The organism is Paenibacillus sp. Z3-2 (genome assembly GCF_054161325.1).
The window spans coordinates 5,268,097-5,281,780 of record NZ_CP096397.1; the positions used below are offsets into that span (position 1 = coordinate 5,268,097).

Here is a 13,684-nt window from a genome sequence, read left to right on the forward strand (position 1 = left end):
ATGGGTGTTCCCCCTAAAATGTAATTAAATGCTTCAATAATTTCTTCGCATAGTCTGACTGAACATCCTTCAGCTGCTCAATAGGAACGATCTCTTCAATCTGACCCTCTCTGAAAATGATAACCCTGTCACAGATATAGGCTGCCGCCTGTATATCATGCGTGATAAAGACGTAGCTCAGCTGGTAGATTTCCTTAAGCTCTTTCAACAATTGCAGCACCTGAATCTGAACAGACACGTCCAGTGAGCTAATCGCTTCATCGAACACGATGCATTTGGGGGCGGTGGAGATGGCCCTGGCAATGCACACTCTCTGGGCCTCCCCGCCGGATAGTTCATGCGGATATTTGGATCTATAGGAAGGGTCCAGTCCAACTTGGTTCAGCAACAGATCCACCTTATCTGAGTTGCCCTGACCCTTTCGCAGCTTTTGCTGCGCTTGCATAGGTTCCATAATGGCAGCTTCCACGGTAAGAAACGGATTGATGGAGGACGTATAATTTTGAAAAACGGCGCTGAGGTTACCCATCCGTACACGTCGATCCTGTACGTCTTTACCATCCAGCGAGATCCTCCCATGATCCGGCCGTTCAATACCCAGAATCAGACGGCCCAACGTCGATTTGCCGCTTCCGCTTTCACCGATGATGCCCAGACATTCACCATGCTGGCATTCAAAGGTAACCTGATTCAAAACCTGTTGTCTGTGCTTGGAGAACAGTCCGCCTTGGTTATATGATTTGTCAATACCTTCCACCTTTAGCATCTATAAGTCCTCCTGCATCAACGCCTTAAAATGATTGCTCAGCTCCAATCGGGTAGAGACCAGATACTGCGTATAGGCATGCCCCGGATTGGTCAAAACAGAATGCATACTACCGCGCTCGACGATCTTGCCGTCTTTCATGACCATCACGTCATCTGCAATCTTCTGAACGACGCCGAGATCATGGGAGATGAACATCATGGAACAGCCCATGCGTTCGCGTAATTGAATCAATTGCTCCACCACTTCATATTGGGAGATCGTATCCAGCGCCGTTGTCGGCTCATCCGCAATAATCAGATCGGGCTCAAGCACCAATGCCAGGGCAATCATGATTCGTTGCAGCATCCCACCGGACAGCTGATGTGGATATTGATTCAGAATCTCGCGCGGATGTCTGAGCATGACGCTTTCCATGGCATTGATGATTTTCCGCTCAATCTCGCGGGTGTTCCAGCCAAAATGCTGCTGAAGCGTCTCCCTAATATGGACACCAATGACACAGGAAGGATCAAATGCACTCATGCCATTCTGCAAAATCATACACAGATGCTTGCCCCGCTTACGCCGCATCTCCGGTTCCGAAAGCTGGTTCAGGTCTTCTCCCTGAAATAACATCGTGCCCGATTGGCGAATCCATGGCTTGTTCAGTCGCATGATGGCCCTGCACGTGACGGACTTGCCACTTCCACTTTCCCCCACGATGGCCATACAGCTTCCCTGCTTGACTTCGAATGAACTGTTATGAATGATCACTTTGCCTGTATTGGTGTCCCATACTTTCAAATTTTCAACCTCGACTATATTCATAAGCGGTCTTTCTCACCTCACTTTCGTAAGACTTGTCAGACTTACCTTGAGAGGTCATCAATTTGGGGTCCAGAGCCACTTGAAGGGCATCCGATAGAAAATTAAAAGCAGACACCACCACCACAATGGCCAGGCCTGGTGCCAACATCAATTCAGGTCTGGAGAACATGACTTCCCTCGCCTCATTTAACATCATCCCCCACTCCGCATGCGGAGCCTGAATACCAAGCCCCAGAAAGGAAAGACCGGAGATCTGCAACATCATCGAACACATGGAGCCACTGGCTATGACGGCAATATCGGCAAAGGTAACGGGAACAATATGTTTGGTTATGATTCTCAGATTGGGCGTGCCGGAGGCTTTGGCGAATTTCACATAATCCATATCGGAGAATTGCATTACAGATGTTCGAATAACGCGGGCAAACCAGGCCCATTTCATCCACACAAAGGCAATCAAAATATTCTCCAGTCCTGCACCCAAAATGCCAACCACCGCAAGTGTCATCACGTATCCGGGGAAAGACAGCATAATGTCACAAACTCTCATGATCCATGCATCCACTTTTCCCTTGAAGTAACCCGCGACGAATCCAACTATAGCCCCGATCAGAACAGAAAGGCTCAGCGCAACCAGAACCCATAACACACTTGGACGGATACCATAGATAAGCCGGGATAATACACATCTGCCCAGATGATCATTGCCTAATAGATAATCCCAGGATGAGGAGGCATAACGAAGCTTCATATTCACTTGCCCAGGGTCATGTGGTGCAATTAAAGGGGCCAGAATGCCCGTCATAATTGTGACGATAATCACCACCAAGGAGGTCATGGCAAGCTTGTCTTTGCTCAGATTTTTCAATATTCGCATCAGAATTCCTTTCTCAGACGGGGATTCATCGCCGCATTAATGATGTCGGATAACGTGTTAAACAATACAAAGGTTACAGCCAACATCAAAACATACGCCTGAATAATCGGAAAATCCCTGCTTAAAATGGATTTCACGCTGAGCCTTCCGAGCCCCGGCCAGGCAAATACATTTTCGATGACCACCGTACTGCCTAGCACAATCGGAATCGCCATGCAAAAGATGGACACGGCCACCTGTAATGAATTTCTTAGAATATGCAGGGTAACTTTCTTTTCGCTCAGACCGCTTGCCCTTGCATATAATACATAGTCCTCATTCATATTGCTCAGCATGGAACTTCGAACCGTTCGGAAGTAAATGCCTGTATAACTCACCGTGATTACGATCACCGGTAGAATGTAGCTTCGATACGAGTCCATGCCACTGGTAGGTAACAGGTCCAGCTTGACGGAAAAATACCAGATCATAAGGGCTGCAAGCCAGTAGGACGGCATGGCCGTAAGAAAAAAGGAAATGCCTCTGACCGATCGATCCAACAGCTTGCCTTCTCTCATGGCACAGATCACACCCAGCAGAATGGACAGCGCAATAATGAATACCGACGAAACCAGCGTTAACTTCAATGTGTTCATAAAAGCTGGCCCCATCAATGACCATACGGGTTCACCAGATACATAAGAGTTGCCGAAATCCAACTGCACAACAGCCATGATCCAGTTCACATACTGGATCATGAACGGCTGATCGAACCCCAATGCCTTGTTGGTCTGGGCAATTAATTCCTCCGTGATCTGTGGAACTTCCTGTGCCTGTAACACAACAACCGCCGGGTCCAAGGGAGAAAGATTAATCAGAACGAACGTTATAAATGAAATAATAATCAGTAAAGGGATGGCTAACAGAATCCTTTTGACGATATAACTTCCCATATCCATCTCCGCTCTATTTAAAATTCATTTGATCAAATGGCAGTTCATATTGGGTCTGCTTGAATGAGATTCCATCGAGATTCTCAGGAGCGACTACGGTGACACGCCCGTTGGTAATCGGAATGAACAACGCTTCATCATGGACGATCTTCATAATGTCGGCATACAGGGATTGGCGTGATGTCTCATCCGTGGAAACCATGACCGCATCGATTTTCTGGTACAGTTCATCTGCTTCGGCAATTCCGCTTGTCGTATGTTTGTATGCCGAATCTGACGTAAATGCCGCAATGGTACTCTGTGGATCATAGGCCAGTCCCCAGGTTTGATTAAAGAGCAGATCATATTCCCCGGTAGCTCTCCGATTCGCAATGGAAGTGGACTCTTCGCCCAAGATTTCAAGCTGAATCCCCAATTCTTTCATGGAATACTGGATCAATTCGGCCTGTATTTTCTGTGAAGAAGAGTTGCTGTCATAGTATAATTTCATGGCTAAAGGCTGACCGTTCTTCGTTCTCACCACTTCACCGTCTGCCAATGTCCAGCCAGCTTGGTCCAGAAGATTTTTAGCCAATTCCGGATCATACTCCCGTTTCTTAAGGTCCACCTTGGCGTAATTGACATTGGCAGAAAATAACGTGTCCGCTACAGTCTGCGTTCCGTTGAAAATATCTTTACTGATCGTTTCCCGATCAATGCCAACCCATAGCGCTTCCCGGACTGCCGTTTCCTGAACCGGACTATTCTGGCGACTGCTATTGGCTACGATCATATTCGTATTCATCGCTTCACTTCGAACCACTTGATAACCACCGGATTCAGCCAATTGGTCCATGGCTTCGACATCGATACTGTCTGCTCCCCGGTCATCGGTGAACACGAAGTTGATCTCTCCCTTTTGCAATGCCAGGAATGTCGTTTCGCCAGCCGGAAGAATCTTGGATGTGATTTTCTTGATTGCAGGTGCACCACCCCAATAGTCTTCATTGGCTTCAAACGTGGCGTTCTCTTCGACTTTATGAGCAGTAAGCTTGTAAGGTCCTGTGCCGTGGAAACCACTTACCCCGTCTTTGGTTCCGCCATCCTTGAAATCCTTGGGTGATATAAAGACGTAAGGTCTTGTCATGGACAATTCCACCAGTGCCGGATAATAGGCTTCAGACAGCGTCAACTCCACGGTATGCTCATCGATAACTTTTACACTCGTGATCTTGGTAGACAGCTTGATCCAAGCGTGTTTTTCGGCATTGGCCTGGACTGCATCGATATTTTGTTTAACCGCCTCTGCGTTGAAGGGCTCTCCATCATGGAATTTCACATCTTGTCGCAGATGAAAGGTATAGGTCTTGCCATCCTCCGAGATGTCCCATGATTCAGCCAGTAATGGCTTGATCCCGTCAGGCGTGTTTTCCACCAGAGACTCATATACCATCCCTTGTGCAGGCATGGAACCAGTGTACAGATGGGGGTTCATATCATTAATATCTTTGGCAGAAGCATAGATAAGTTCAGTTTGTACCTGGCTATTGGCAGGCTCCGTTTTTGCGTCCCCTTTTGGGCTCTGTCCGCATCCGGCGAGCAGCGCAATGGCAGACACCAGCAATAGTATGGATGTAAAAGTAAGACCCTTTTTCACAACATTTCCTCCTGATGATGAAGTTACAAGCAGACCTTGTAGGTTACATCGGGCAACTCCGATTGCAGTACCATCTTCCGATCGCTGTTATCCCCAGATTTTTTTTATTCTCTTTTCCAAAGAGAAAATCCGGGGATAGCATATGCTTCCGAAGTAGCTTTCTTTCAGAAAGCTTTTAGGCGACCGCTCCGCTTCTTCAGATTGGTTCTGCACTCTCCGTTATGATGTAAACATCAGATTCAACTTGATTAATTTGAGATGTAATTAACCCTATTACTCAAAGTCCGGTGCAGATCATGCGGATATCCTCGTCAAAGGATTGGATCACAAAGGCATCGGACAAGCGCTGATCCGGGTGTGCGTCAGCTACTTCCTGAATCTTCGCCTCATACCTGGCGATGAATTGATCAATAGTTGGACAGCTCACATCGAGATGTCTGGCAATGCCCTGAATGATTTTGATGCGGTAGTAATCTTCCTTGGGCATGCGGGGAATGTCCAGTTCCCCTTCGCGGTTCATGAACGTTTTACGGAATGGGACTGCTGAAAAGTCGAAATATTTCCCTGCCGAGTCGGGTTCCGAGAATGGATCAATCAATAATGAGGTGTACCGTATGTATAATAAATACTCTTGATGAATGACCTGCAGCTGATTGAAACTCTCGATATCCTGACGTGATAAACTCTCTAATCGAACCGGATAGTTGTCATCCGTCATGAATTGAAGCAGGTTGACTCCCTGAATATCAAGTCGGTCCGTAATATTCATAATCTCCTGCCACTGTGCCCTCATTTCCCGTATCAAAACCTGTGTAATCGGACCTTCAGGATACATCTTGTATACGTATTGCTGAATATCCGAAGCTCCAAAGATGGCTTCTAATGAGAAGTCATTCATGAACAAGGGCGGATGCACGTACAACGAGATATTTCTCGTTTCCGCCTCCAGTGGGGATCGCATCACTTCCAGCGCAACACCCAAACGCTCATAAACTTGGCGTAGCTTGCTCACCTGTTCAGACGGATAACAAGTGGAACCGATAAAGACCTTTTTCTTGACCCCAGTAGTAATCACATGATTCGACGGATGTTCGTTCATCCAACGGGTATCCCCAAGGTAGGTAGAGAAACTGATCACTTCCGGCTCTGCATTCCGCTCTCTCATGTAATGGGTCACGAGTCGATTCGACCCGAACGTTGGAGAAACCAAAATGATACATTTCAGTTGTTTAATGAATTCATTTTTCATTTGTTCCAATACATTGATATAAGCATCCGTTGTTACAGCCAAAATGAGTGTGTCCCACTCACCATCAATGGTGTCATATCCCTTGAACACATGATCAACATAACACTCACCTGCGAGTGGCTGATGCTTCTCATTTTGAATGCTGACCTGAATACGTTGATTGCTCTCTTCAAGGGCTGCAAATATCGATGCTGAACGAACCGATTGTCTCCCCGCAATGCCTATGCAGCAATTGAGATGATCTTTGAGCGTTACCGCAAGCTGAATGGATGCAGGTCCGGTTCCGAGTATTAGAATTCGCTGAAGATTGCTCATATAAGCCTCCTTAATTCAAAGTTCAACCTGGACTCCATTTGGGATTGACTTGCATGGCTATGCTTTTTGGTACAACGCTATATCGAACACATCATCCGGGCGCAGGATCTTATCCACCAGCTTCCACTTGCTGCTGTCCGTCTCTCTCATGGGATAATTGAACAAGGACTTCAACTGATCACCGTATCTCATGGCTACAACCACTTGCGCATTCGTCAGGGCATAGAGTTGATCAAGTAACTCATATTTAGGGGCCACCGTAGAGCTGAAAATGATATGGGTTGCTTCCCTGGTATAATCCAAATCCTCCAGCAATGTTGACTCCAAACGAATCTTCAAGCCTGCGCCCAGCGTCTCCACCACTTTTTGCCCAAGTGTGATGGATTCTTCATCAATATCGATCCCGACAACCTGTGCACCTGTTCGCTTGGCGATAAGTAATGGGGTCATAGGGAATGAACCGGAGCCTACCAGTAATACTTTGGAATCGGAGGTAACATGGAAGCTGCCAAATTCTTTATCGATGCACTCTTCTATGTTTTTGAAATAATCGGCAATCTGCACATCCCCGTTCTCTAACTTCAATGCACGATATTTCTCCATGATCGCCACACACAGGGCTGATTTATTTCTTAATTCCCATACAAGCGTATCCAGCTCTTCGAGCTCCGACTGCTCTAACTGTTCCCAGGCTGCCTTATTCTCCTGATCGGTCACAAAGCGGGAGTAGTCATTGATCACAGCCTCCAGCTCCGAACTATGCTGAATTGTATGATCATACCTGCTTGCGAGCTTATCGAATTTCTCTGCAAACTCACTCAAACATGTCTGAAAATGGACCAATGTGATCATTTCTTTTCCCCCTATTTGTTGTTGTTGTCATGGCCATGAATCTCATGCATTCACACCACTCCATTCCATTGGAGCGTCTATGAAGGCTTTGCCCTGAGCCACGATGCCAACCGATCCTTCAATCGTAATGCTCCCAAGTTCTGTACCATCCCACTCGGCCACCACTTTAATCGCACCACCAGGCTGCTTGATGTACTGAGTAATTCCTCTCTGCTGGCTCCATGCGAGATAGGCCCCCACGGAGGCCGTACCCGAACCGCACCCTCTCTCCCAGATCAGACTATCCAGCTCCGGAACATAGATGAGTGGGGCCATTTCTTCCAAGTGCGATTGATATAACAAGATACCGATCAGCTTATCTCCCAGGGTTAATCCCAGTAATCTTGCAAGGGTCTGTGCCCTCTTCTTCATCGTATCGTCGAAGTCATCGACTTCAATCACGATATGGATGAACTCGGCGTACCGGATGATCACCATATCGAGCTCTATGCCTTCGTATCGGATTGTTCGTTGTTCGATCTGCTTCGGAACCGGCATGGTTACCTGGCAGTCGTACTCGTTCTGCTGCTTCTTCACGTGGCACATGATCAATTGATCGGTTCCGGAAACCTCCAGCATGATGTCCATAGACTCCTGTTGATTCAGCCCTGCTTCAGATGCGAGTTGTGCTGCAAGTGCCATGCAAGCATTGCCACAGAACTCGCCTCCGGCCATTTCCAGATGGGCAGCGGCTTCTGGTCTCCTCGTTCGTTCAATGAATCCCACTTGCTCAGCGTAAACGTTATCATACGACATTAAGCGTGTAGCAATATGACTGTATTGCTCGGCTGCATGATCCGTTTTAACCAGAATCGTCATGTTTTGGGTGGGACTGAACTTGATAAAATCAATCTCCTGTTTCATCGCAGCGGCTGCTCCTGTCCTTATTATTAGGATTACGATGGTATACTTTCCCTTATGAATACTAATAGTAATGATTACGATTATCAACCGAGAAAAATATAGCACATCCTTTTGGGGATCGTCAACAAATATTTCCATTTAAATCAGACTGCACCTCATTCGGCCCTTCACTTCTCCTCCTGTAAGAAAACCCATACAGAGCTGACGCTTATGCGCCAGCCCTAGCCAATATCACACGTTTGATCTGATTCAACAAATACGAAAAACGGTTGCCGCAGAACGGAACCGTTTCGATCTGGATATGATCCAGGGATTCAATGCATCCCTCACTCTTGATGTGCTTTCACATTGTGTAGTGCCTGTTCAGCAAGAGCAGCCAGAAGATGTGCTCCCAGCGGCAGGGCCCGTTCATCCACATCAAAGCCAGGGTGATGCCACTCATGCGGGCCAGAGGTGCCCAGGAAGAGGAACAGGCCGGGAACTTCTTTTTGATAAAAAGAAAAGTCCTCACCTGCTGGAGAAGGCAGCGGCCTGATGCTGTTCAATCCAATCTCACTTGCAACTTGTTCCGCCGTAGATGCGAGAGACTCATCGTTGACCACGGCAGGTGGTCCCTGAATCCAGCGAACCGTAGCCCGTGTGTCATAAGCTGCCGCCACACCTGCGACTACCTGATTGAAACGCTCGCGAATCCGTGCGCGCACTTTCTCATCAAATGTACGTACCGTGCCATCGAGTATCGCTTCATCGGGAATGACGTTCCAGGCTGTACCGCTGTGGAGCTTGGTGACACTGATTACGGCACTCTCCTGCGCTCCAACATTACGACTCACAATTGCCTGTATAGCCGTAACGATATGTGCGGCAACCACAATCGGATCAATGCCTGCTTCAGGCACGGCTGCATGGGTGCCTACACCTTCCACTTTGACAACAAAACCGTCTGCTGCTGCCATCAATGCGCCTTCCCGAATGCCCACTGTACCTACTTGGAGATCAGGCTTGTTATGCAACCCGAATACCGCCCGAACATCGGACAATGCACCACTCTCGATCACTTGGCGTGCACCTGTTGCTTTTTCCTCCGACGGCTGGAATATCAACCGTACTTTTCCCGGCAGACTGGACTCACGCTGTTTCAACAATCGTGCAGCACCAATCAGAATAGCGGTGTGTGCGTCATGTCCACAGGCATGCATTTTCCCAGCCACCTGGGAGGCAAATTCCAGCTTCGTCTCTTCCTGAATGGGCAGCGCATCAATATCGGCTCTTAGGGCAACAACAGGGCCGTCCCCTTGACCCACTTCAGCGACAATCCCTGTCCGCAGAGCATATTCGTCTGCAATACGAACGCCTTCCTCTTCCAGCCAACTGCGGATGGCTGCCGTCGTCTCCCTTTCCTCGCCGGACAATTCCGGGTTACGATGCAGGTGTCGCCGAATAGTGATTAAACGTTCCGCGAATTCTTCCGCCCGTTCACCCTGGAGCTCATGCTCGGGGCCCTGTACTTGTTGCTCAAAATGCTGCTTGGGCTGTTCCAGATCACTTTTCATCACATGGCCTCCCATTCGTATATATTCACTGTGTCACTTCTATCCGATTGCTGCTTCTTCCTTGGATTCCAGTGTGATTTCACTTAGTCCCTGCTCTGCCAGAATCTCACGCAATAATTCGAATGAACGAATCCGCTTGGCAAAGTCTCGTGTAGCTGTTGTCACAATGAACTCTTCCACAGCAAAATCCTGCTGGAACTTCAGCAGCGCCTGACCTACGCTTTCCTTCGTACCCCGGGTCACACTTGGCTCCAGAATCTCGATCCGATAGGTTTCGTTCGATTGACGTCCGAATTCTTCCGCCTGTTCCACAGAACCGACAGTCAGCACCTTCCCACTCTCCAGATGGATCTTCACCAGCATATGCTCGCTCGCAAGTCCTTCCGCTTCTTCCTCACTCTCGGCCACAATCAACGATATGGCTAGTGCGGCGTAAGGCTCTCGTCCCTGGGAACGATCGAATTGTTCACGATATACACGGATGGCTTGCAGCGCTACCTCTATATTACTGTTAATGAACAGTGAAAAGACATATGGAAGTCCCAGTTCCGCAGCCATGCCCGCACTATCGACACTTGCTCCAAGTACGTACAGTTCCGCTGGAATGTCGGACACAGGCGAAGCGCTGAGACCTGCAAGTGGATGCGATTGATCTTCAAGCGGTTCATTGTGGATGTATCGTTTCACCTGAACAATTTTCTCTTGAAGAGATGCAGCTTCCTGAATACCTTCCTGCAACGCCTGTGTCGAACGTGGTAACCCGCCTGGTGCACGACCGATTCCCAGGTCAACTCTTCCTGGTCCGAGCGCTGCGAGTATATTGAAATTCTCGGCGACTTTGTATGGACTATAATGCTGAAGCATTACTCCGCCGGACCCCAGACGAATCCGCTTCGTATGCGCAAGCAAGTGGGAGATGAGTACCTCTGGGGAGGAACCTGCAACATGCCCTGAATCATGGTGCTCCGATACCCAGAACCGATGGAATCCCAGCTGCTCTGCCCGCTGTGCCAGCTCGATCGTATGTCGAAAAGCATCCACTGCCGTTTCCCCTTCATAGATCGGGGTCTGATCCAAAATGCCAACACGAATACTCATATCCTTCTCCTCCTTGATTGTGCTGAACCACTGTTCTTGAATCACTATTAAATTGAACTGGAGATGTTACACTTTATCACTCCGATTGCAGTACCATCTTCCGATCACTCTTATCCCCAGATTTTCTTTACTCCCTTGGTTCAAGGGAAAAATCTGTTGATAATGCGCACGCTTCGCTTCTTCAGATTGGTTCTGCACTTTCCGTTTTGGTGTAAAAGTCAGATTCAACGTTAGACGCTCTATAACTTCCGCAGCAGTTCCCCGAAGGGCTCTGCCAATGGCGAATATTCTTCCTTTAACGTGACGACGCTGATCTGCAACGATACACCAGCCACCTCATGTACCTGAATGGGGAACAACTCCTGATTCTGCACTTCCTTCTTCACCGTGAGTCCCGGGAGAAAGGCAATGCCTGCCCCTTGCATAACCAGTTTCTTCGCCGTCTCCGAATTATCGACATGGTATGTAATATTCGGCGGATGTTCCAGCGAGTCGAAAGCCCGGTGAATGCGAAGCCAGTCCAGTGAACCACATTCGAAAAAGACCAGTTGCTCATTCCGGATGGCTTCCATGCTGACATGCCCGCTCTCAATGAATGGATGCCCTTTGTACACATAGAGCTGGATTGGATCTTCATAAAAAGCAACCGTACGGATAGCAGGGTGCATGACCTTGCGCACAAAAGCAAGATCGATCTCCTGACCAAGCAGTTTGGCAATCAGCTGATCCGTCGTTGCTGTCGTCAATTTGATATTAATTTCGGGGTAAGCATCCTTGATCTTGGGTAGAAAATCGGGAATGACATAATTCGATACCGATACTGTGCTGCCAAGCCGCAGAGCATCCGGTGTTGTCCGGCGCTGCTGAATCTTCTGCTTGCCCTTCTGAATCACTTGCAGAACTTGCTGCGCATACGGCAGGAATTTCCGACCTTCTTCTGTCAGCACGATTTGCTTGCCAAGCCGATCAAACAACTTGCAGCCCAGCTCCCTTTCCAGTGACTGAATGCGAGCTGTGACCGAAGGTTGGGACAAGAAGAGTACTTCGGCAGCCTTATTGAAGCTTCCATAATGATTGATATATACAAATGCTTCAATATTCTCGATATTCATGAGCGCCTCCGTATCCACGTCCGCAGACGTTTGATCTTATACTGATTTATCCAATATACTTACTTGGTTTTACGATATCGTAATCCCATCCTTTTCCAGTGTCAATATCAATTCATCCAGTGAGCGGTCCAGACGTGTAGTAATATCCGCAGAGAGCACAAATTTCCCATCATCCAGTCGTTCGATTCCCTGATCCACAGCATATACGCCACCCAGAATATGTCTTCCACCAAGGGCTGTCAGAACAGGTTTCAATGCATAATCAATTGCGAGCAGATGAGCAATGGAGCCACCGATGACGAGTGGGAGTATCAACTTACCCCGTAACCCTTCTTGCGGAATCAGATCTAGGAACAGCTTGAGTACTCCCGAGTACGATGCCTTATATACCGGCGTAGCTACAATGACTGCATCCGCGGCTTCAACGACAGCAAGTGCATCACGAATGAAGGAGCTGTCGAACCGGGCTTGCACCAGATCCTCAGCAGGCAGATCCACAACATGAATGACTTCAACGGTAATGCCTGCCTCCGTTAATTTTTGGCTGCTGTAATCCGTCAGACCTGTCAAACGCGAACGCTTGGAAGGTGATCCGGCAATAATGACAACATGTGACATGAATATCTCCTCCTTGGAATAGCGGTCAAGCCGCTCCTTTTACTTTCGGGTCCAAAAGGTCGCGAATATCGTCTCCAATCAGATTAACCGCCAGTACAAACAAAGTGATCGCCAGCCCCGGGAACGTACAGATCCACCAGGCAACCGTCAGATAACCTCTACCTTGTGAGAGCAATGTGCCCCAATCCGGAATTTCCTTCAACACCCCAAGTCCCAGAAAGCTGAGTCCGGAGCCTGTAAGGATCGATGTCCCTACGCCCAGCGTAGCCATGACCAGCAATGGTGACAACGAATGCGGCAGTACATGTTTCCAGAAAATACGTGTATTGGAACCGCCCAGTGAACGTGTCGCTGTAATGAAAGGCAGACCTTTAACCGATATGACCTGCCCGCGCATGACCCGTGCGTACCCCGGAATGGAGGAAACGGCAACAGCCAGTGCAATATTCATCAGTCCTGGCCCGAGAGCAGCTGCAACAGACAATGCCAGGAGCACACCGGGTACAGCCATCAGAATATCGACAGCCCGCATGGTCATGGTATCGACAACTCCTCCCGCATAACCGGAGATAATACCAAGAGCACTACCGACAATACCGCCCACCAGAACCGAAGCAAATCCAATGAGCAGCGAATCCCTGCTTCCATGCACAACCACACTGAAGATATCCCTGCCAAAATAGTCCGTTCCGAACAGGTGCTCGGCAGAGGGAGCTTGCAGAATGGCATCCGTCATCATCTGAGTTGGATCATAGGGCGCAATCCAGCCCGGTACAATCGCACATGCCACGGTAAACACCACCACCAGCACTGCTGCATAAAAGAATAATCGGGATACCGCGAATGAGACGCGATAGCGCCAAGGACGGCGATTCCACAGACGGATACGTCCTACACTGCCTCCCCACGCTTTTTTGTCACCAGCCAAAGGTTTCATGCTCATGAGCAACAACTCCTCCTTCC

The 13,684-nt window shown here is 48.4% G+C and carries 13 protein-coding genes; all 13 read right to left on the reverse strand.

Translation table 11 applies throughout. The features are described from left to right. Nucleotides 1-13: 13 nt before the first annotated feature. The 13 genes from M1D71_RS23595 to M1D71_RS23655 all read right to left on the reverse strand — a co-directional run bounded on the left by M1D71_RS23595 (nucleotide 14) and on the right by M1D71_RS23655 (nucleotide 13,664). Entirely contained in the window at nucleotides 14-766 is a 753-nt protein-coding gene (locus tag M1D71_RS23595) for an ABC transporter ATP-binding protein (RefSeq protein WP_458123925.1), read from the reverse strand. After that, entirely contained in the window at nucleotides 767-1,576 is an 810-nt protein-coding gene (gene cntD / locus M1D71_RS23600) for a staphylopine uptake ABC transporter ATP-binding protein CntD (protein ID WP_458123926.1), read from the reverse strand. Next, nucleotides 1,557-2,453: a staphylopine uptake ABC transporter permease subunit CntC gene (cntC, locus tag M1D71_RS23605; RefSeq protein ID WP_458123927.1), complete on the reverse strand. Its 897-nt coding sequence runs from the start codon at nucleotides 2,451-2,453 to the stop codon at nucleotides 1,557-1,559. The genes cntD and cntC overlap by 20 nt, the downstream gene beginning before the upstream one ends. Continuing rightward, complete coding sequence (opp1B, locus tag M1D71_RS23610; RefSeq protein ID WP_458123928.1) at nucleotides 2,453-3,385, reverse strand: nickel/cobalt ABC transporter permease; 933 nt, start codon at nucleotides 3,383-3,385, stop codon at nucleotides 2,453-2,455. Before opp1B ends, cntC begins: the two co-directional genes overlap by 1 nt. 13 nt (nucleotides 3,386-3,398) lie before the next feature. Further along, a complete protein-coding gene (cntA, locus tag M1D71_RS23615) occupies nucleotides 3,399-5,021 on the reverse strand; it encodes a staphylopine-dependent metal ABC transporter substrate-binding lipoprotein (RefSeq protein ID WP_458123929.1) in 1,623 nt (540 codons plus the stop codon). Nucleotides 5,022-5,298: 277 nt separating this feature from the next. After that, nucleotides 5,299-6,585 carry an opine metallophore biosynthesis dehydrogenase gene (locus tag M1D71_RS23620; RefSeq protein ID WP_458123930.1) on the reverse strand — a complete coding sequence of 429 codons (1,287 nt, stop codon included), beginning with the start codon at nucleotides 6,583-6,585 and terminating at the stop codon, nucleotides 5,299-5,301. A gap of 57 nt (nucleotides 6,586-6,642) precedes the next feature. Beyond that, nucleotides 6,643-7,437, reverse strand: coding sequence for an SAM-dependent methyltransferase (locus M1D71_RS23625; RefSeq protein WP_458123931.1), 795 nt, complete (start codon nucleotides 7,435-7,437; stop codon nucleotides 6,643-6,645). Nucleotides 7,438-7,479: 42 nt separating this feature from the next. Continuing rightward, nucleotides 7,480-8,340, reverse strand: a complete 861-nt coding sequence (locus M1D71_RS23630; protein WP_458123932.1) for a diaminopimelate epimerase — start codon at nucleotides 8,338-8,340, stop codon at nucleotides 7,480-7,482. Nucleotides 8,341-8,666: 326 nt separating this feature from the next. Next, complete coding sequence (locus tag M1D71_RS23635) at nucleotides 8,667-9,893, reverse strand: amidohydrolase (protein ID WP_458123933.1); 1,227 nt, start codon at nucleotides 9,891-9,893, stop codon at nucleotides 8,667-8,669. A gap of 39 nt (nucleotides 9,894-9,932) precedes the next feature. After that, nucleotides 9,933-10,991: an LLM class flavin-dependent oxidoreductase gene (locus M1D71_RS23640; protein ID WP_458123934.1), complete on the reverse strand. Its 1,059-nt coding sequence runs from the start codon at nucleotides 10,989-10,991 to the stop codon at nucleotides 9,933-9,935. Between the two features lie 239 nt (nucleotides 10,992-11,230). Continuing rightward, nucleotides 11,231-12,103 carry a LysR family transcriptional regulator gene (locus M1D71_RS23645; RefSeq protein WP_458123935.1) on the reverse strand — a complete coding sequence of 291 codons (873 nt, stop codon included), beginning with the start codon at nucleotides 12,101-12,103 and terminating at the stop codon, nucleotides 11,231-11,233. Nucleotides 12,104-12,172: 69 nt separating this feature from the next. Further along, nucleotides 12,173-12,721 carry an NADPH-dependent FMN reductase gene (ssuE, locus tag M1D71_RS23650; protein WP_458123936.1) on the reverse strand — a complete coding sequence of 183 codons (549 nt, stop codon included), beginning with the start codon at nucleotides 12,719-12,721 and terminating at the stop codon, nucleotides 12,173-12,175. Nucleotides 12,722-12,746: 25 nt separating this feature from the next. Then, nucleotides 12,747-13,664, reverse strand: a complete 918-nt coding sequence (locus M1D71_RS23655; RefSeq protein WP_458123937.1) for an ABC transporter permease — start codon at nucleotides 13,662-13,664, stop codon at nucleotides 12,747-12,749. Between the last annotated feature and the right edge of the window lie 20 nt (nucleotides 13,665-13,684).